Annotated in this window: 18 protein-coding genes and 2 pseudogenes; 12 read left to right on the forward strand and 8 right to left on the reverse strand. The window is 71.8% G+C overall.

The window, feature by feature from the left end; genetic code table 11:
• Positions 1-1,632: a carboxyl transferase domain-containing protein gene (locus BM237_RS14180; protein WP_093849966.1), complete on the reverse strand. Its 1,632-nt coding sequence runs from the start codon at positions 1,630-1,632 to the stop codon at positions 1-3.
• A gap of 86 nt (positions 1,633-1,718) precedes the next feature.
• On the opposite strand from BM237_RS14180, the pseudogene BM237_RS14185 reads away from it, so the two are divergent.
• The 3 genes and pseudogenes from BM237_RS14185 to BM237_RS14195 form a co-directional block, all read left to right on the forward strand.
• A pseudogene (locus BM237_RS14185) lies at positions 1,719-2,312 on the forward strand (SACE_7040 family transcriptional regulator); the annotation flags it as partial.
• A 336-nt stretch (positions 2,313-2,648) separates the two neighbouring features.
• Complete coding sequence (locus tag BM237_RS14190) at positions 2,649-3,806, forward strand: acyl-CoA dehydrogenase family protein (RefSeq protein ID WP_093849968.1); 1,158 nt, start codon at positions 2,649-2,651, stop codon at positions 3,804-3,806.
• Between the two features lie 55 nt (positions 3,807-3,861).
• Positions 3,862-4,785: an acyl-CoA thioesterase gene (locus BM237_RS14195; protein WP_093849969.1), complete on the forward strand. Its 924-nt coding sequence runs from the start codon at positions 3,862-3,864 to the stop codon at positions 4,783-4,785.
• Between the two features lie 29 nt (positions 4,786-4,814).
• Here BM237_RS14195 and BM237_RS14200 read toward each other — a convergent pair whose 3' ends face one another.
• Positions 4,815-5,609 carry a phosphatase gene (locus tag BM237_RS14200; RefSeq protein ID WP_093849970.1) on the reverse strand — a complete coding sequence of 265 codons (795 nt, stop codon included), beginning with the start codon at positions 5,607-5,609 and terminating at the stop codon, positions 4,815-4,817.
• Positions 5,610-5,800: 191 nt separating this feature from the next.
• Here BM237_RS14200 and speB point away from each other — a divergent pair, with 191 nt between their 5' ends.
• From speB to BM237_RS14220, 4 genes and pseudogenes are all read left to right on the forward strand, one after another.
• Complete coding sequence (gene speB, locus BM237_RS14205) at positions 5,801-6,778, forward strand: agmatinase (RefSeq protein ID WP_093849971.1); 978 nt, start codon at positions 5,801-5,803, stop codon at positions 6,776-6,778.
• Positions 6,779-6,875: 97 nt separating this feature from the next.
• The gene (locus BM237_RS14210) at positions 6,876-8,162 is read left to right on the forward strand and encodes an AAA family ATPase (protein WP_175541006.1); all 1,287 of its coding nucleotides are present in this window, start codon (positions 6,876-6,878) and stop codon (positions 8,160-8,162) included.
• Positions 8,102-8,347, forward strand: a pseudogene (locus BM237_RS30425) (transposase); the annotation flags it as partial. The gene BM237_RS14210 and the pseudogene BM237_RS30425, both read left to right, overlap by 61 nt.
• Before the next feature lie 22 nt (positions 8,348-8,369).
• Entirely contained in the window at positions 8,370-8,783 is a 414-nt protein-coding gene (locus tag BM237_RS14220) for a cytidine deaminase family protein (RefSeq protein WP_093849972.1), read from the forward strand.
• A 324-nt stretch (positions 8,784-9,107) separates the two neighbouring features.
• Here BM237_RS14220 and BM237_RS14225 read toward each other — a convergent pair whose 3' ends face one another.
• On the reverse strand, positions 9,108-9,569 hold the full coding sequence (locus BM237_RS14225; RefSeq protein ID WP_093849973.1) for an ATP-binding protein: 462 nt from the start codon (positions 9,567-9,569) through the stop codon (positions 9,108-9,110).
• Positions 9,570-9,826: 257 nt separating this feature from the next.
• On the opposite strand from BM237_RS14225, the gene BM237_RS14230 reads away from it, so the two are divergent.
• Together BM237_RS14230 and BM237_RS14235 are read left to right on the forward strand one after the other, a co-directional pair.
• Positions 9,827-10,681 carry a helix-turn-helix domain-containing protein gene (locus BM237_RS14230; protein WP_093849974.1) on the forward strand — a complete coding sequence of 285 codons (855 nt, stop codon included), beginning with the start codon at positions 9,827-9,829 and terminating at the stop codon, positions 10,679-10,681.
• Between the two features lie 11 nt (positions 10,682-10,692).
• Positions 10,693-10,893 (forward strand): DUF397 domain-containing protein, encoded by a 201-nt coding sequence (locus tag BM237_RS14235; RefSeq protein WP_093850035.1) that lies wholly within the window; start codon positions 10,693-10,695, stop codon positions 10,891-10,893.
• Between the two features lie 99 nt (positions 10,894-10,992).
• On the opposite strand, the gene BM237_RS14240 is transcribed toward BM237_RS14235, so the two are convergent.
• Positions 10,993-11,595 (reverse strand): TetR/AcrR family transcriptional regulator, encoded by a 603-nt coding sequence (locus BM237_RS14240; protein ID WP_093849975.1) that lies wholly within the window; start codon positions 11,593-11,595, stop codon positions 10,993-10,995.
• 71 nt (positions 11,596-11,666) lie between these two features.
• Between BM237_RS14240 and BM237_RS14245 the strand changes: the two genes are divergently transcribed.
• Positions 11,667-12,581 carry an oxidoreductase gene (locus BM237_RS14245; protein WP_093849976.1) on the forward strand — a complete coding sequence of 305 codons (915 nt, stop codon included), beginning with the start codon at positions 11,667-11,669 and terminating at the stop codon, positions 12,579-12,581.
• 369 nt (positions 12,582-12,950) lie between these two features.
• Complete coding sequence (locus BM237_RS14250; RefSeq protein WP_093849977.1) at positions 12,951-13,247, forward strand: hypothetical protein; 297 nt, start codon at positions 12,951-12,953, stop codon at positions 13,245-13,247.
• Between the two features lie 279 nt (positions 13,248-13,526).
• Here the strand turns inward: BM237_RS14250 and BM237_RS14255 are convergent, their stop codons facing one another.
• Together BM237_RS14255 and BM237_RS14260 are read right to left on the reverse strand one after the other, a co-directional pair.
• The gene (locus tag BM237_RS14255) at positions 13,527-13,931 is read right to left on the reverse strand and encodes a PIN domain-containing protein (protein ID WP_093849978.1); all 405 of its coding nucleotides are present in this window, start codon (positions 13,929-13,931) and stop codon (positions 13,527-13,529) included.
• On the reverse strand, positions 13,924-14,202 hold the full coding sequence (locus BM237_RS14260) for a type II toxin-antitoxin system Phd/YefM family antitoxin (RefSeq protein ID WP_093849979.1): 279 nt from the start codon (positions 14,200-14,202) through the stop codon (positions 13,924-13,926). Before BM237_RS14260 ends, BM237_RS14255 begins: the two co-directional genes overlap by 8 nt.
• Before the next feature lie 269 nt (positions 14,203-14,471).
• Between BM237_RS14260 and BM237_RS14265 the strand changes: the two genes are divergently transcribed.
• Positions 14,472-18,287 (forward strand): ABC transporter ATP-binding protein, encoded by a 3,816-nt coding sequence (locus BM237_RS14265; protein ID WP_245793623.1) that lies wholly within the window; start codon positions 14,472-14,474, stop codon positions 18,285-18,287.
• Between the two features lie 54 nt (positions 18,288-18,341).
• Here the strand turns inward: BM237_RS14265 and BM237_RS14270 are convergent, their stop codons facing one another.
• Complete coding sequence (locus BM237_RS14270; RefSeq protein WP_093849981.1) at positions 18,342-18,563, reverse strand: hypothetical protein; 222 nt, start codon at positions 18,561-18,563, stop codon at positions 18,342-18,344.
• A 17-nt stretch (positions 18,564-18,580) separates the two neighbouring features.
• The gene (locus BM237_RS14275) at positions 18,581-19,120 is read right to left on the reverse strand and encodes an NUDIX domain-containing protein (protein WP_093849982.1); all 540 of its coding nucleotides are present in this window, start codon (positions 19,118-19,120) and stop codon (positions 18,581-18,583) included.
• Positions 19,121-19,167: the final 47 nt, after the last annotated feature.

A 19,167-nucleotide genomic window follows, 5' to 3' on the forward strand; every position in this document is an offset into this window, starting at 1 on the left:
TCACATCCGGAAGACGCCGTAGCCGGGCGCCGCGGGGTCCTTCTCGGGCAGTGGCGCGTTCGCGCACGCGGTGAGCGCGAGGCCGAGCACCGTACGCGTCTCCAGCGGGTCGATCACGCCGTCGTCCCACAGCCGCGCGGTGGCGTAGTAGGCGCTGCCCTGGGTCTCGTACTGCTCGCGGACGGGCGTCTTGAAGGCTTCCTCCTCCTGGGCGCTCCACTCCTCGCCGCGCGACTCCAACTGGTCGCGCTTGACGGTGGCCAGCACCGAGGCGGCCTGCTCGCCGCCCATCACCGAGATCTTGGCGTTGGGCCACATCCACATGAAGCGCGGCGAGTACGCCCGGCCGCACATCGAGTAGTTGCCCGCTCCGTAGGAGCCGCCGACGACGACCGTCAGCTTGGGTACCCGGGTGCAGGCCACGGCCGTCACCATCTTGGCGCCGTGCTTGGCGATGCCGCCGGCCTCGTACTGCCGGCCCACCATGAAGCCGGAGATGTTCTGCAGGAACACCAGCGGTATGCCGCGCTGGTCGCACAGTTCGATGAAGTGCGCGCCCTTCTGGGCGGACTCGGCGAACAGGATGCCGTTGTTGGCGACGATCCCCACCGGGTGGCCGTGGATGCGGGCGAAGCCCGTCACCAGCGTCGTGCCGTACTCGGCCTTGAACTCGGCGAACCGGGAGCCGTCGACAACGCGGGCGATGACCTCCCGCACGTCGTAGGGGGTGCGCGAGTCCACCGGGACCGCGCCGTAGAGCCCGGCCGGGTCGGCCTTCGGCTCCTCCACCGGCTCCACCGGCCACGGCAGCGGGCCGCGCCGGGGGAGGGTGGCCACGATATTCCGCACGATGCGCAGGGCGTGGGCGTCGTCCTCGGCGAGGTGGTCGGTCACCCCCGAGGTGCGCGAGTGGACCTCGCCGCCGCCCAGCTCCTCGGCCGTGACGACCTCGCCGGTGGCCGCCTTCACCAGCGGCGGACCGCCCAGGAAGATCGTGCCCTGGCCGCGCACGATCACGGCCTCGTCGCTCATCGCCGGCACGTACGCGCCGCCCGCCGTGCAGGAGCCGAGGACGGCGGCGATCTGCGGGATGCCCGCGCCGGACATCCGGGCCTGGTTGTAGAAGATCCGCCCGAAGTGCTCGCGGTCGGGGAAGACCTCGTCCTGCATGGGCAGGAAGGCGCCGCCCGAATCCACCAGATACACGCACGGCAGCCGGTTCTCCAGGGCCACCTCCTGCGCGCGCAGGTGCTTCTTGACCGTCATCGGGTAGTACGTGCCGCCCTTGACCGTGGCGTCGTTGGCGACGATCACCACTTCGCGGCCCGACACCCGCCCGATGCCGGCGATCACGCCGGCGGCCGGGGCCTGCCCGTCGTACATCCCGTCCGCCGCGAGCGGGGCCAGCTCCAGGAAGGGCGACCCCGGGTCCAGCAGGGTGTCCACCCGGTCCCGCGGCAGCAGTTTGCCGCGCGCGGTGTGCCGAGCCCGTGCCCGCTCGCCGCCGCCCAGCCGTGCCGCGGCGAGCTTCTCGCGCAGCCGCGCGGCCAGCTCGCGGTGCGCGGCCTCGTTCGCCCTCGCCGCCTCTGACGCCGGATCCACGGCGCTGACCAGCGGAGGTGCCTGCTGCATGCCCTTCGAGCCCCCTTGCTCGGTTAGTGAGCGTTAACCTCGCCATCAGGTTAACGCCCGCTAACCCGGCTGTCTACAATTCCCCTATGACGACCAGGACCGACGCCCCCACCCGCCGAGAGCAGATCCTCGGCCAGGCCGCCCGCCTGTTCGCCGAGCGCGGGTTCCACGGCGTCGGCGTGGACGAGATAGGCGCGGCGGTCGGCATCAGCGGCCCCGGCCTCTACCGCCACTTCGCGGGCAAGGACGCGATGCTCGCGGAGCTGCTGGTGGGCATCAGCGAACGGCTGTACTCCGGCGGGCGCCGGTGCCTGGCGGAGTCCGGCGAGGCGGGGCTCGGGCCGGGGGCGACGCTGGACGCGCTCATCGGCCGCCACATCGACTTCGCCCTCGACGACCGCGCCCTGATCACCCTCCACGACCGCGAGCTGGACCGGCTGCGCGACAGCGACCGCAAGCTGGTGCGCCAGCTCCAGCGCCAGTACGTGGAGCTGTGGGTGGGCGTCGTGCGCCAGGTGCACCCGGAGCTGCCGGAGAAGGAGGCCCGCGCCTCCGTCCACGCCGTCTTCGGCCTGCTGAACTCCACCCCCCATCTGAGCCGCCCCTCCTCCCTGCCGGACCGCGACGCGGCGGCCGCCCTCCTGCACCGGCTGGCCCGCGGCGCCCTCGCCGCCGCGGCGGGCACGACCGGGGGCAGCGGCCCGGACGGCGGCTCCGGCGCCCCGGCGGGCGGCGTGTACCGCGTGGACGGCGGCACGGCGGGCGCCGGGCCGCGCGCCGGGGGCTGAACCCCCGGCCCCCGGCCCACCCCCCCCGGGCCCCGCCCGTACCGTCCCCTCCCGTACCCGGTCCGCCCCGGGTACCCGCCCGCCTCCCCTCCCGCGCGTATGACACCGCCCACAGTGGCGGACAACCGCCGGAACACCTCTGGACAGCGGATTCGCCCCTTCGGTAGCTTGCGTCTGAGCAAGCGCTTAGTTTTTCCGGCTAGTTTTCCGGCCCCAGGAGGCGATGACGTGCGTCGCACGGTGTTCAACGAGGACCACGAGGCGTTCCGCGAGACCATCCGCGACTTCATCGCCGCCGAGGTCGTGCCCCACTACGAGCAGTGGGAGAAGCAGGGCTACGTCCCCCGCGAGCTCTACCTCAAGCTCGGCGAGCTGGGCGTCTTCGGCATCGAGGTGCCCGAGGAGTACGGCGGCGCGGGCGAGACCAGCTTCAAGTACAGCGCCGTCATCTCCGAGGAGACCGCCCGTGCCGGCGTCAGCTTCGGCGGCTCCGGCGTCCACACCGCGCTGTGCCTGCCCTACCTGCTGAAGTACGCCGACGAGGAGCAGAAGCGGCGCTGGCTGCCGCCCTTCGTCACCGGCGAGATGATGACCGCCATCGCCATGACCGAGCCCGGCGCCGGCTCGGACCTGGCCGGCATGAAGACCACCGCGAAGCTGTCGGAGGACGGCACGCACTACATACTCAACGGCGCCAAGACCTTCATCACCGGCGGCGTCCAGGCCGACCGCGTCCTGGTCTGCTGCCGCACCGCCCCGCCCACCCCCGAGGACCGCCGCGGGGGCATCTCCATCCTGGTGGTGGACACCAAAAGCGAGGGCTACGCCGTCGGCCGCAACCTCGACAAGCTGGGCCTGAAGTCCTCCGACACCGCCGAGCTGTCCTTCACCGATGTCAAGGTCCCGGTAGAGGACCTGCTCGGCGAGGAGGGCAAGGCGTTCTCCTACCTCACCCACAACCTCCCGCAGGAGCGCCTGGGCATCGCCGTCGGCGCCTACGCCCAGTCCGCCGCCGCCGTCCGCTTCGCCCAGGAGTACGTCAGGGACCGCACGGTCTTCGGCAAGCCCGTGGCCTCCTTCCAGAACACCAAGTTCGTGCTCGCCGACTGCCAGGCGGACGTGGACGCCATGCAGGCGGTCGTGGACCGCGCGCTGGACGCCCTGGACGCCGGGGAGCTGACCCCCGCCGACGCCGCCTCCGTCAAGCTGTTCACCACCGAGACCGCCGCCAAGGTCATCGACAAGTGCCTCCAGCTGCACGGCGGTTACGGCTACATGCGGGAGTACCCGATCTCGCGCCTGTACGCCGACACCCGCGTCACCCGCATCTACGGGGGCACCAGCGAGGTCATGCGGTCCATCATCGCCAAGTCGATGGGCCTGTGAGCGGCCCCGGCACAGGCGGCCGGGCACGGAACCGAGCAGAGGAAACACCCCTTCCATGAGCGACAACGGCACGGACGGGGGCGCCGGACAGGCGCCCCCGTCCGCCCTGCTGGACCTGGTCGGCCTGCTGGACCTGGAGCGGATCGACCGCGACATCTTCCGCGGCCAGAGCCGCCCGGCGGTCGTCCCCCGGGTCTTCGGCGGGCAGGTGGCGGCGCAGGCGCTCGTCGCGGCCTTCCGCACCGTCCCCGACGACCGGCTCGCGCACTCGCTGCACGCCTACTTCCTGCGCCCCGGCGACCCGGCCGCGCCGATCGTCTACACGGCCGACCGCATCCGCGACGGGCGCTCCTTCACCACCCGCCGGGTCGTCGCCGTCCAGCACGGGCAGCCGATCTTCCACCTGTCGGCCTCCTTCCAGACGGACGAGGACGGCCTGGAGCACCAGGAGCCGATGCCGGCCGCCCCGGACCCGGAGACGCTGCCGAACTCCACCGACCTGCTGCCGCGCCACGCTCATCTGTTCAGCGACCCCGGCGTCGCCGACCGCCTCGCCGAGGCGCGGGCGGCCGTCGACCTGCGCTACGTCACCCAGCCGCCGTACGCGACGGCCGGGCAGCCGCGCGAGCCGCGCTCCCAGGTGTGGTTCCGCACGGCCGGCAAGCTCGACGGCGACCTCGACCGGCCGATGCTCCACCTCTGCCTGGCCGCCTACATCTCCGACATGAGCCTGCTGGAGCCCGTCCTGCTCGCCCACGGCCGCGGCGGCTGGACGGTCGGGGACGTGGTGGGCGCGAGCCTGGACCACGCGATGTGGTTCCACCGCCCCTTCCGGGTGGACGAGTGGCTGCTGTACGACCAGTCCAGCCCCACCTCCCAGGCCGGCCGCGGACTGGGCCACGGCCGGATCTTCACCGCCGACGGGCGGCTGGCGATCACGGTGATGCAGGAGGGCGTGGTGCGGGTGCCGCGCGGCTGAGGCCCGCGCGGGCCCCGCCCGCCGCCGCGCTACGCGGGCGTCAGCCCCGCCGCCTCCAGCAGATAGGCGGTCATCGGCTCGTAGTAGCGCGGATTGATCACATGGTCGTCCAGGGGGACGGTGACCGCGAGGGTGCCCTCCGCCTCGCCGAGGAAGAGCGCCGGGTCGTTGCAGTCGGCGAAGCCGACCGTGGTGACGCCGCGCTGCGCCGCGCAGCCCGCCCAGCCGTGGTCGGCGAAGACCAGGTCCGGCAGCGGCTCGCCCTCGCGCTGGAGGGCGTCGAGGATCGCGGTCATCGGCTCGGGGGAGTGGGTGTGCCACAGCGTCGCCCCGCGCTCGTGCATCGCGATGTCCGCGAGCTGCACCACCACGCCCTGGTCCGCGATCAGCCCCAGCGGCACCCGTACGATCTCGCACCCGGCCAGCCGCAGCGCGTTCGCCACCTTGCTGTGCAGATCGATCAGCGCCCCCGGGTGGCCGGTGGCGAACAGCACCCGGTGCCCGGCCTCCGCCGCCTTGCGCAGCTCGACCGCGGCCCGGTCCAGGGCGGCCACCGTCAGCTCCGGGTCGATGGTGTCCTGGCCCTGGCGGTGCCCGGGATCGTCGACGACCCCGCAGCGCTCGGCCATCACCGCCAGCACGTCCTGCTCGTCGCTCCAGCGGTCGCCCAGCTCCAGGCCCAGCCAGTAGTGCCGGTCGCCGTTGGCGAGCCGGCGGTAGTGGTCCAGGTTGTTCTCGCGCGGGGTGGCGACGTCCCCGGCGATACGGGTGCGGACGAGGTGGTCGATCAGCTCGGAGCGGGAGGGGGCGGCGGTTATCGGCATGGGGGCATTGTCCCCCGAGGGGGCCCGCCGGGCGATCGGCTTCGGCCCGTGGCGCCCCGCCGTACGGCCGCCGCACCCGCACGGCACCCCGCCGCACACGCCACCCCCTGTACGAGCTGTCCAAAAGAGAGCGGTCGGCTGTCGGATCCGTACATGTCCGCCGAGGTGGGCCCCTGCCTACCCTCGGCCGCATGAGCAGCGACCAGCAGCAGCCCCGCGGACCCGTCGACTCCTCCCGTATCCCGCGCTTCGCGGGCCCGGCGACCTTCGCCCGCCTGCCCCGCCTGGACGAGGTGGGCCGTGCCGACGTCGCCGTCGTCGGGGTGCCCTTCGACTCGGGCGTCTCCTACCGGCCCGGCGCCCGCTTCGGCTCCAACGCCGTCCGCGAGGCCTCCCGCCTGCTGCGCCCCTACAACCCGGCCCAGGACGCCTCGCCCTTCGCGCTCGCCCAGGTCGCCGACGCGGGCGACATCGCGGCCAACCCCTTCGACATCCACGAGGCGGTCGAGACGGTGGAGCGGGCGGCCGGCGAGCTGCTGGACACCGGCGCCCGGCTGATGACGCTGGGCGGCGACCACACCATCGCCCTGCCCCTGCTGCGCGCGGTGGCCCGCAGGCACGGCCCCGTCGCCCTGCTCCACTTCGACGCCCACCTGGACACCTGGGACACCTACTTCGGCGCCGAGTACACCCACGGCACGCCCTTCCGGCGCGCGGTGGAGGAGGGCATCCTCGACACCTCCGCCCTCTCCCACGTCGGCACCCGCGGCCCGCTGTACGGCAAGAAGGACCTCACCGACGACGCCAAGATGGGCTTCGGCATCGTCACCTCCGCCGACGTGATGCGGCGCGGCGTGGACGAGGTCGCCGACCAGCTCCGGCAGCGCATCGGCGACCGCCCGCTGTACGTCTCCATCGACATCGACTGCCTCGACCCGGCCCATGCCCCCGGCACCGGCACCCCGGAGGCGGGCGGCATGACCTCCCGCGAACTGCTGGAGATCCTGCGCGGGCTGGCCTCCTGCAACCTGGTCTCGGCCGACGTGGTCGAGGTCGCCCCCGCCTACGACCACGCCGAGATCACCTCGGTGGCCGCCTCCCACACCGCCTACGAGCTGACGACGATCATGTCCCGGCAGATCGCGGCGGGCCGGGAGGACCGGGTGTAGCGGCCGGCGTGACCTGCCCCGACCATCGCATCGAACGCCGGATCAAGGGGACGGATACCGGCAGGTGTGGATAGCCTGACCGCGTGAGGTGGACGGCATGCTGCTGAGGTTCCGGGTCGCGAACGTGCGGTCCCTGCGCGACGAGCAGGAGCTGTCGCTCGTCGTGCCGCCGGACGGGGACACGGCCGGTGCCCGCGAGGTGGAGCTGGCCGACGGCACCCTCGCGGTGTACCCGCTCGCCGGGGTCTTCGGGGCCAACGCATCGGGCAAGTCCAATGTGCTGGCCGCGATGGCGGACATGCGCAGCGCGGTCATGAACTCCTACGCCCGCTGGGCCTCCTACCAGGGCATCCCGCGCGAGGCGTTCGCGCTGGACCCCAGGAGCGGCGCCGAGCCGTCGTTCTTCGAGGTGGACGTCGTCATCGACGGTGTGCGCTGGACGTACGGTTTCGAGCTGGGCCGGGAGAGGATCGAGGCCGAGTGGGTGCACAGCTATCCGCGCGGTCGTCGCCAGGAGTGGATGGACCGTGACGCCTCCCGGCCCGAGGTCTACCGCTGGCCCGGTAACAGGGTGAGGGACCGTAACCACCTCGCCCAGCGCACCTGCCCCAACGCCTTGCTGCTGTCCACCGCCGGTACCGACAACCACCCTCAGCTCTCCCCGCTCTTCCACTGGTTCCGCAGGAATCTCTGGCAGATCGGCCCCGAGGCCGAACGGCCCGAGTGGGAGCGGTTCACCGCCAAGCGGCTCGCCGGAGAGCAGGGAGAGCGCATTCGCGAACTGCTGCGAGTGGCAGACCTGGGTATCACCGGAGCCGAGTACGAGCAGACCGACACAGGCTCCCCGGCCGTACGGCTGCTGCACGCCTCGGCGTCGGGAGACGTACCGTTCGAGTGGGAGCGGGAGTCCTGCGGCACCCGTTCCTGGTTCGCGCTTCTCGGACCCATGCTGCTGGCTCTCGACGAGGGCACTGTCCTCCTCATCGACGAACTGGACGCCAGCCTCCACCCCCGGTTCGCCGCCGAGGTCATACGCGTCTTCCACGACCCGGACGCCAACCCGCGCGGCGCCCAGCTCGTCTTCACCTCGCACGACGCGACCGTGCTGAGCAGCCCCAGCGGTGAGCGGCTGTTGGAGCCCGGCCAGGTGTGGCTGACCGAGAAGGACGAGGCGGGTGCCACCGAGCTCTATCCGCTCAGCGCCGCCTCGCCGGGTGGGCAGGAGGATCTGATGCGCTCCTATCTGGCCGGGGTTTTCGGTGGCGTCCCCTCCCTGATGGAGGGACAGACCGCCCGGCATCTGATGACCATCCGGACAGCGACGCTCTCTATCCGCTCGAGGTCCGTGTCGCGATCGCCTGTGACGACTTCTCCCCTCACCTGAGCACGAAGAAGTACCAGCGGGATCGAGGTCCAGTTCACCGCCCTGCGCTACTTCACCCTCGAAGGCACCGACCACGCCCCCACAAGGAACAGGGCAGCATGATCCGCCGCTACATCGTCTGGCGGAACAAGCACACCGCCGATATCCGCTTGCGTACCCTCGTCACCCGGGTCAACGTCGCCTGACACCCTGACGAAGGCGGAGAAGATGACTACGCAGACCCACCACGTGGACCACGAACTCATCCAGGCCGCGACCCACGTCGCGCGCACTCGCTGCCGGGGCGACAACCACACCATGGCAGCCGCAGCCCGCGCCCGGGACGGCCGGATCGTCACCGTGGTGAACGCCTACCACTTCACCGGAGGCCCCTGCGCCGAACTGGTCCTCATCGGCGCGGCAGCCGCCCAGGGCGCCTACGAGCTGGACACGATCGTCGCAGTGGGCGACCGCGAACGGGGGGTCGTCCCCCCGTGCGGCCGGTGCCGTCAGGTCCTTCTCGACTACTTCCCCGCTCTCAAGGTCATTGTCGGCGAAGGCGAACGCATCCGAACCGTCCTCATCACCGACCTGCTGCCCGAAAGCTACGTCTGGGCCGACCACCAGCACGACGCTGAGTAATAAGCTCGACCTGTACACGGACGTGCACGTGTTCGTGGAGGAGGGCCTGGGGATCAGCTCGTACTGATCCCCGGCACCCGGTCCGGAGCCGTACCGCCAGCTCTCCCGGTCACCGCAGGCCAGAAGTGCCTCCCGCGTTTTCCGGAATACCCCGGCCTCTCCTTCTGGAGGTGTGGGACCGGCCGTTCGGACTGTGATCGTGGTGGTCGAAACAGAGGTTGCAGGGTTCGGCAGACGGTGGCGGCGTCAGTGCGCGGGAGAGGACGACGCCGGTGACGGCGACACCGGTGGTGAAGGCCAGCAGGCCGAGGAACACGGTGCCCATCACGTCGTCCGGCCGGTGCGCGTGCCGCGCAGTTCGAACCACACGCTCTTGCCGGACGGTTGGAGTCCGCCGTGCCACACCGTCCCCCAGGCGGCGGCGAGTTCCCGGACCAGGAGGAGACCGCGGCCGTGCTCGGCCTCGGACGGTACGCCGGCTCCGGGGGACGAGGGGGCGCCTGTGATGTCCTCGTCCCGGACGGACACCCGGACCCGGTCTCTTCCGACCGCCGCCTCCAGGGTGAGCAGCGGCACCTTCGTGTGGAGGTGGACGTTCGAGACGACTTCGGAGACCAGCAGCCGGGCCGTCTCCGCCAGCGCCGAGTGGCCGCTGGCGTCGAGCAGTCCGGCCACCATGTCACGCGCGACCTTCACGGTCTCCGGGATGTTCGGGGCACGCAGCTCGTAAGTGCGGGCCCGCTGAAGCGCGTTGACGAGCACGGTGGCGGGTGTCGGGTCGGTCATGGTGTGCCCCCTGTGAACGGATACGGTCGCCGCTCGCGCTCGCCACCGTGGCTCTGTCGTCCCCCGAGCACGCCCGTGGACGGGCGCGCAGGAGACGACCGCACTGCGGATTTACCGGCATGCGTAGCGGTACGGGTACGGACAGTAGGTGGCAAGCTTGCTTCGGCGCAAGGTTGCCACCAAAAGTCACTCTGTTGAGTGGGGTTGTGGTACTGCTACGCAGAGACCTCGCTGAGTCACGGAAGGATGAGCCGCCCATGCCCGCACGGGACAACCCCACCGTTCGACAGGTGCGCCTGGGCGCCGAGTTGCGCAAGCTGCGGGAGCGGGCAGGGAAGACGGCGCGTGAAGCGGCGGGCTTGCTCGGTACTGACCAGGGGAAGGTCAGTCACATCGAGTCCGGGCGTATCGGTGTCAGTGAAGAGCGCGTCCGGAGACTCGCGTCCTACTACTCCTGTGGGGATGGCGAGTTGATCGACGCGCTGTGCGCCATCGCATGCGAGCGCAGAGGGCGACATTGGTGGGAAGAGTACAGGGGTATCCTTGCTCCTGGTTTCCTGGATCTTGCGGAGCTTGAGCACCACGCCACCTTTCTGCGTTTGATGCAGACGGTTTCCCTTCCCGGGCTCTTTCAGACGGAGGACTACGCGAGGGCCTTGTTCAGCGGGGCGATTCCCAGGCTGCCGACCAGTGAGATCGAGGCACGCGTCGAGCACCGCATGCGGCGGTGCATGATCTTCGAGCGTGATGAACCCCCGGTGGTCGTCGCGATCATTCATGAGGCCGCACTGCGTATGCGTTTCGGCGGCCGCCGAGTCGTGCGGGCGCAACTGGAGAAGCTGTTGGAGGTGACCGAGTGGCCCAGCGTGACGGTGCGCGTAGTGCCGTTCACCAACGAGAGCTTCATCGAGGTCACGCAGCCGGTGCTCTACGCAGGCGGGGTGGTGCCTCAACTGGATACGTTGCAGATGGACACCCCGTTCGGTGGGCGGTACCTGCACGCCGAGGCCGTCCTGCACAGCTACCGGCAGTTGCTCGACATCGCGGAGGACGGTTCGCTCACCGCAGAAGAGTCGCGGCAGCTCATCCACCACATCGCGAGGGAACTGTGAGGCGCATAGGCATGAGTGCACCGATCCAGTGGCAGAAGTCTTCTTTCTCCGGCGGCGGCGGGGAGAACTGTGTGGAGGTCGCGCGGCAGGGCGACGACCTGCTCATACGGGAGAGTGACGAGCCGGGGCTCGTCCTCGCCGCGAGCCGGGCGGACCTGGCCGCGTTCATCGCGGGCATCAAGGCCGGGGAGTTCGACCGCTTCGTGAAATGATCCGGCCGTGCCGAGGGGTGCCGCTTGTCGGCGCCCCTCGGCACGGTGATTTCACGGCGGCCGAGGCCCGCGCCGGGCATGCCCGCCGCCGGGCGGCGATCAGCGGGGTCTGAGGCCGTGCAGCAGGTGGTGGATCAGGTCGTCGGTCATGCCGAGGGCCTCGGCCGGGTCGAGTATGCCGCCCACCGTGAAGCCGGCGATGCCGTGGAGGGCGGCGCCGGTGAAGAGGGTGAGACGTTCCGGGTCGGCCTCGACGATCTCGCCGCGCCGCTGGGCGTCCGCGATCACCCGATCGAAGACGCCCACCGTCCGGTCGACCCCGGCGGCCATCTGCTCGGCGGCCCCGGGCTCGTGCTTGCGGGCGTACATGAGGGCCAGGAGTTCGGCGTTCTCGGCGGCGAAGGCGAGGTAGACGCGGGCGAGGGCGGTCAGGCGGGGCTGGAGCGGGAGCGAGGGGTCGTCGGCGCCCTCCAGGGCTCGGGCCAGCCGGTCGTAACCGGCCAGGGCCAGGGCGTCGAGCAGGGCCCGCTTGTCCTTGAAGTGGCGGCCGGGCGCGGCGTGGCTGACGCCGGTCTCGCGGGCGAGTTCGCGCAGGGACAGGGAGGCGACGCCCTTCTCCCGCAGGGTGCGCTCGGCGCTCTCCAGCAGGGCGGCGCGCAGGTCGCCGTGGTGGTAGGGGCGGCTCCGGGACATGCGGGCCATCGTATCCCGATGTTGACGACGGCATCTTTGTTGTCATTGCCATCATTGTTGTCATCGTCTACTTTGAGGTCATGGCAACCGACCAGAGCAAGCGATGGAACACCGACCTCCTCCCCGACCTCGCCGGCCGCACGGCCGTCGTCACCGGCGCCAACAGCGGCATCGGACTCACCGCGGCGGACGCACTGGCCCGCGCGGGTGCGCACGTGGTGTTCGCCGTGCGGGACGTGGAGCGGGGCCGCGCGGCGGCGGCGACGGTGGACGGCCGCACGGAGGTGCTCCGTCTGGACCTGGCGGACCTGTCCTCCGTGCGCGGTTTCGCGGAGGGCTGGCAGGACCGTCCCCTGGACCTGCTGATCAACAACGCCGGTGTGATGATGATCCCGCGGCGGCGCACGCGGGACGGCTTCGAGATGCAGTTCGGCACGAACCACCTCGGCCACTTCGCGCTGACGAACCTGCTCCTGCCCCATATCACCGACCGCGTCGTCACGCTGGCCTCCGCCGCGCACCGCTGGGGTGACGCGAGGATCCGGTTCGACGACCCGAACCTGGAGGCGGGCTACTCCCCGCGGGGCGCCTACGCCCAGTCCAAGCTGGCGAACCTCCTGTTCACCCTGGAGCTCCAGCGCCGCCTGGCTGAGTCGGGCTCCCCGGTCCGCGCCCTGGCCGCCCACCCCGGATATGCGGCCACCAACCTCCAGAGCCATGCGGCGAACCCCGTGGCCCGCGCCGTCATGCGGTTCGGCAACAGGTTCCTCGCCCAGGACGACAGGGCCGGCGCCCTGCCGACCCTGTACGCGGCGACGGCGGACCTGCCCGGCGCGAGCTACGTCGGCCCGGACGGGGTGATGGAGGCACGGGGCGGGCCGACGCTGGTGGGGCGCAGCGCGGCGGCGAGCGACCCGGTGGCGGCGCGGCGGCTGTGGGCGATGTCGGAGGAGATGACGGGGGTCGGCTTCCCGGTGGTGCCGACGGGGCGCTGAGGGGCGTGTCCGGCCGGGCGCGCCGGGCCGGGCGGGGGCGGTCGCGGTGGTTGTTGCGGCTGCAATCGCTTCCGGGAGCGTGCTCGCGGCATGTCGCCGCGCGGGTTCCACCGGCTGTGACCCTCTGCTTTTCGGTCACGTTTGGAACGTTGCGTATCCGGACGTATGCACAGCGTTTCGAGACCCGCGAAGGCGATCGATCACAACGTCGCTGGTGATCGGTGTACCGGCCCTGTACCCCCGGGGGTTACGGCAGGCTACTCATTTAATACGCAACGTTACTCGAAATGATCGTCGAAGGTGCATCCGGCGTCGCTACCCGACAGACTCACGTTCGCTATCCGTTACACCCCGACGGAAGGACGCGTCATGCGGAACGCGGTGAAGTGCGCCCTGGTGAGCGGCCTGCTGGCCGCGGGCACGCTCGCCCCGCTGTGCGGCGCGGCGCTCGCGGCGCCGGCGCCCCACGCGCCCTCGGCGCTGGTGCTCGCCGCCATGCCGGAGCGTACGGGGGAGGCGGGTGGCGCGGACGCGCCGGCCTGCGCCCCCGAGGGCTTCGGGAGGGCCGAGAGCCCGGGAAGGCCCGGGGGGCGTTCCACGCCGGAGATCCTCTGCGCGTGGCCGGACGGCGCGAAGGGGGACGGCGCGGAGGTGTTCGCCATCTGACCGAACCTCCCGGCGGAAACCGGGGTCCGCACCACCTGGGACCCCACTGAAGCGGCCGGTCGCCGTGCACGCCCCGGACAGGCGGCGCGAGCGGGCCGGCGGGCCTCGCGGTCACCTCCTCACCGCGGGGCGGGCCGATCGAGCGGACGGGCGGAGAGCCGGTCCTGTGGGGGGTGCTGGCACGCACCGCCCGTCCACGCCGCGGCCCACCGAGGGCGCGGTCCGGAGAGAATGCCTGGCTCTCCGGGCCGCGCCCCCTTTGCTCGCCTCCGAGGTGGATCAGATGGCGACGACGGTGAGCAGGCGATCGAGCCCCTTGAAGTCATCGGGGTTGCGAGTGAACAGCGGCAGACCGTGGATTGAGGCGATCGAAGCGATCATCAGGTCCATGCGGCGCGGCCGCGGGTCACGTCCGATGGCGATCGTCAGTGTCACAAACGTGCCGTAGCGCGCTGTGGCTTCCTTGTCGAAAGGGAGGGGTTCGAAATCGGCGGTGGCCGCGGCCAGTACTTCGCTTCGCGCCGCCCGGGCGGCCGGGTCCCTTGCCATGGCGACTCCCTGGTGCAGTTCGGCAAGGGTGATGGCGGTGAGTTCGGGGACAAGGGGGAGTCGTTCGGCCGGCAGTAGGTCGAGATCGATGTACGCGCAGGTGTCGAGAACTCCTGCCTGGTGGCGGTCAGCCACGATGACGCTCCCAGGGGTCCTCGTCGCCGACACGGTCCTCACTGCCGAAGAATTCGTCGGCCTCCCTCCGCATGGCGGCGTAATCGATGCGGGGCAGTTTCCGATGTTTGGCCACCAACTCCTCCGCGGTCATCTTGCGCCTGCGGGCGAGGGGGCGCAGCTCGGCGATCTCTATGCCGTTTCTGGTGATGTGGTAAGTCTCGCCTGCTTCGACCGCGTTCATCACGGCGGCGGAGTTGTTGCGGAACTCACGCTGATTGATGACCTTCATGGAGGTAGTGTAGCGCCGAGTGTCACAAGGTGCTACATCTGCTTCGGTCGGTCAGTCCTCCCTCCAGCGGGATGAAATACGGTCGCACGCGCGTTGGTCCACTGGTGCAGTGGACACACAGGGCGACACACGGTCGCACACGGCGACGCACGGCCAGCGGGAGGTAACCGGAAGTGGCGGGTACGCAGGCGGGGGAGACCGGGGAGACCGGGAAAGCCGGAGACACGGGGGAGGCCGGGGACGCGCGGAGGCCGGGCTGGGCGCGGCGGCTGACCGCGTACTGCTGGCGCTACCGCCGCAACGTGCTGCTGTCGCTGGGCGCCTCGCTCGCCGGTATGGCCGTGATGGCGCTCGTCCCCCTGGTCACCAAGGTGATCATCGACGACTTCATCGTCGACGGGGGCACCGGCGGCGGAGGCGGGCTCGGCCTGTGGATCGGGCTGCTGATCGCCGCCGCGGTCGCGGTGTACGGGCTGACGTACGTGCGCCGCTACTACGGCGGCAGACTCGCGCTCGACGTCCAGCACGACCTGCGCACCGAGATGTACGGCTCCATCGCCCGCCTCGACGGGCGGCGGCAGGACGAGCTGTCCACCGGCCAGGTCGTCGGGCGCGGCACCAGCGACCTCCAGCTCATCCAGGGCCTGCTGTTCATGACGCCGATGATGATCGGCAACATCCTGCTCTTCGTCATCTCGCTGATCGTGATGGTCTCGCTCTCGCCGCTGCTGACGCTGGTGGCGCTGGCCGTCGCGCCCGCGCTGACGTTCATCGCCCGGCGCAGCCGCGACCGGCTGTTCCCCGCGAGCTGGTACGCCCAGGCCCAGGCCGGCGCGGTGGCGGGCGTGGTGGACGGGGCCGTGGGCGGTGTGCGCGTGGTCAAGGGCTTCGGCCAGGAGGAGCAGGAGACCGGCAAGCTGCGCTCGGCCGGCCGCGAGCTGTTCGCCGCCCGGCTGCGCACGGTGAAGCTGAACGCGCGCTACACCCCCGCGCTGCAGGCCGTACCCGCCCTCGGCCAGGTCGCGATGCTCGCCTTCGGCGGCTGGATGGCCACCCGCGGCCAGATCACCCTGGGCACCTTCGTCGCCTTCTCCACCTACCTCGCCCAGCTCGTCGGGCCGGTGCGGATGCTGACCATGATGCTGACGGTCGGCCAGCAGGCGCGGGCGGGCGTCGAGCGCGTCCTGGAGCTGATCGACACCGAGCCGGCCATCCGCGAGAGCGAGGACGCCCGCGAGCTGCCCGCCGACGCCCCGGCCACCGTCGAGTTCGACCGCGTCGGTTTCGCCTACGACACCGGACCCGACGCGCGGCCGGTGCTGGAGGACTTCTCGCTGAGCATCTCGCCCGGCGAGACCGTCGCCGTCGTCGGCACCTCCGGCAGCGGCAAGTCCACCGTCTCGCTGCTGCTGCCGCGCTTCTACGACGTGACCTCCGGCGCGGTGCGGGTCGGCGGCCACGACGTGCGCGAGCTGACCTCCGCCTCGCTGCGCGCGGCCATCGGCCTGGTGCCCGAGCACAGCTTCCTGTTCTCCGACACCGTCCGCGCCAACATCGCCTACGGTCACCCCGACGCCACCGACGAGCAGGTACGGGCCGCCGCGCGCGCCGCCCAGGCCGACGGCTTCATCTCCGACCTGCCAGACGGCTACGACACCACCGTCGGCGAGCAGGGCCTGACCCTCTCCGGCGGCCAGCGCCAGCGCATCGCCCTGGCCCGCGCCATCCTGTCCGACCCCAGGCTGCTGGTGCTGGACGACGCGACCTCCGCCGTGGACGCCCGGGTGGAGCACGAGATCCACGAGGCGCTGCGCGGGGTGATGGCCGGCCGCACCACCCTGCTGATCGCCCACCGCCGCTCCACCCTCTCCCTGGCCGACCGCATCGCCGTGCTCGACGGCGGGCGGCTGGTGGACGTCGGCACCGACGCCGAGCTCCAGGAACGCTGCGAGCTGTACCGCAGGCTGCTCAGCGACCCCGACGAGCTGGGCGGCGTCGAACGCGACCCGGCCGGGCAGGCCGCCGCGGCCCGTGAGGCGTCCGGTGAAATGTCCGGGGACGCGGCGGGGGACGGCGGCTCCGACGGCCGGGTCGACGGCGTCACCCCCGATCTGTGGATCAGGGAGGGGGACCCGGAGGACACCTCCGCCACCACCCCCGGCGCACCCGCCCCCGCCACCGGCGGGCCGGGCTTCGCGGGAGCCCTGGCCGGGGTCCCGGCCACCCCCGAGATGCTCGACAAGGTCGCCGCCCTGCCCCCGGCCGACGACACCCCCGGTATCGACGAGGAGCGCGCCGAGTCCGCCGAGTCCGCCTACGGGCTGCGGCGCCTGCTGCGCGGCTTCCGCGGGCCGCTGCTGCTGAGCCTGCTGCTGGTCGTGATCGACGCGGTCGCCGGGCTGCTGCTGCCGGTCCTGGTGCGGCACGGCATCGACGAGGGCGTCCAGCGGGCGGCGCTCGGGGCGGTCTGGGCCGCCTCCGCGCTGGCGCTGGTCGTCGTCCTGGTCCAGTGGGCCGCGCAGACCGGTGAGACCCGCGCGATCGGCCGCACCGGCGAGCGGATCCTCTACACCCTCCGCGTCAAGATCTTCGCCCAGCTCCAGCGCCTCGGGCTCGACTACTACGAGCGCGAGCTGACCGGGAAGATCATGACCCGGATGACCACCGACGTGGACGCCCTGACGACCTTCCTGCAGACCGGGCTGGTCCAGGCGATCGTCGCGGTGCTGACCTTCTTCGGCATCATGGTCGCCCTCGTGGTCATCGACGCGGGGCTGGCGCTGGTGGTCCTGGCGACCCTGCCGCCGCTGGTGATCGGCACGGTCTTCTTCCGCCGCCAGAGCATCAAGGCGTACGAGCTGGCGCGCGAGCGCGTCAGCGGCGTCAACGCCGCCCTCCAGGAGGGCGTGGCCGGTCTGCGGATCGTGCAGGCGTTCCGCCGCGAGGAGCGCGACGCGCGCCGCTTCGCCGAGCTCAGCGACGGATACCGGCAGGCGCGTGTGCGCGGCCAGTGGCTGATCTCCGTGTACTTCCCCTTCATCCAGTTCCTCGCCTCCCTGGCGACCGCCGCCGTGCTGATCGTCGGGGCGAACCGGGTGGGCGACGGCACGCTGACGGCGGGCGCGCTGGTGGCCTACCTGCTCTACATCGAGCTGTTCTTCGCCCCCGTGCAGCAGCTCTCGCAGGTCTTCGACGGCTACCAGCAGGCGGTCGTCTCCCTGGGCCGCGTCCAGGAGCTGCTGCGCGAGCGGACGACGACGCCGCTGCCGAAGGAGCCGCGCGAGGTGGGCCGGCTGCGCGGCGAGATCGTCTTCGAGGACGTCGCCTTCCGGTACAACGCCGACGCCGACGGGGACAGTGGCGGGGATGGGACCGGGGAGGGCGGCGAGAACGCGCTGTCCGGCATCGACCTGAAGATCCCCGCCGGACAGACGGTCGCCTTCGTCGGCGAGACGGGCGCGGGCAAGTCCACGCTGGTCAAGCTGGTCGCCCGGTTCTACGACCCGACCTCGGGCACCGTCCGGGTGGACGGCGCCGACCTGCGCGAACTGGACCTGGCCGGCTACCGCCACCGGCTCGGGGTGGTGCCGCAGGAGTCGTACCTCTTCCCCGGCACGGTGCGTGACGCCATCGCCTACGGCCGTCCCGACGCCACCGACGCCGAGGTGGAGGCCGCCGCGCGGGCGGTCGGCGCGCACGACATGATCGCCACGCTCTCCGGCGGCTATCTGCACCCGGTCGCCGAGAAGGGGCGCAACCTCTCGGCCGGGCAGCGGCAGCTGATCGCCCTGGCCCGCGCGGAGCTGGTGGGCCCGGACATCCTGCTGCTGGACGAGGCCACCGCGGCCCTGGACCTGGCCACCGAGGCGCTGGTCAACCAGGCCACCGACCGCCTGGCGGGCCGCCGCACCACCCTGGTCGTCGCCCACCGCCTCACCACGGCCGCCCGCGCGGACCGGGTGGTGGTCCTGGACCGCGGCCGGGTGGTGGAGGACGGCACCCACGTGGAGTTGCTGGAGCGCGGCGGGCGGTACGCGGAGCTGTGGCGCACCTACGCGGGCGTGCCCGCGGGCGCGGGGGTGTGAGCGCGCCGCCGAGTGCTTCCCCGCCGCTGAGCGCGCTCCCGCCGAGGGGCGCGCTCAGCGGCGGTTGCGCGGGTGGCCGCGGGCCGTGCGCTCGTTGCCGCGCCGGTAGTTCCCCGTCCAGCGGGCCATCACCAGCTGCGGATCGTCCGAGTCCACCTCCGCCAGGAAGCGCCGGGCGCGCTCGCCGCGCAGGGTGGTGACCGGGCGGCCGTGGTGGGCGACGGTCACCGTGCCGTCGCCGTACACGTCGTAGGAGAAACCTCCGGGTGCGGGCATACGGGCGACCGTACGGGTCAGGGGCGGCAGAGCGCAGCCAGATATTCGTCCACCGTCTGCACCGCCCCGCCCTCCAGCGGCTCGGAGCCCTCCCTCCAGTGGGCGGCGGCGATCTCCTCACAGGGGGTGAACGGCGCCGGCGCGTCCGTCTCGGCGGTGAACAGGGCGCCGTACATCATCCGGCGCTCGGGGCCGACCACGGTGCGTGCGAAACCGGCGAACCGCAGCCGCTCCGGGGCCACCTCCTGGCCGCTCTCCTCGCGCAGTTCGCGCACCGCCGCCTGCCGGGGCGTCTCCCCGGGATCGATCTTGCCGCCCGGCAGCTCCCAGCAGTCGCGCCCGCGCACCCGCACCATCAGCAGCCGATCCTGGTGCCACAGGGCCACCAGGACGTAGCCCACGCGCGCGTCGGCGAAGACCGTGTCCTCCGGCTCCCGGTGGAATTCCAGCAGTTCCATCCCCCGCGGCCCGCCGACCAGCGGGGACTGCCCGTCCGTCACGGAGTTCTCCGTGGTGTCCGTCGCGCTGCCCGTCCCGGTGTTCGTGGTGTCGGTCATGGCGGCGAGCGTACGGCCGCGGGCGGCGGCCGCGGTACCGGGCAGAG

Source organism: Streptomyces mangrovi, from assembly GCF_900114215.1.
Classification (GTDB): Bacteria; Actinomycetota; Actinomycetes; order Streptomycetales; family Streptomycetaceae; genus Streptomyces; species Streptomyces barkulensis.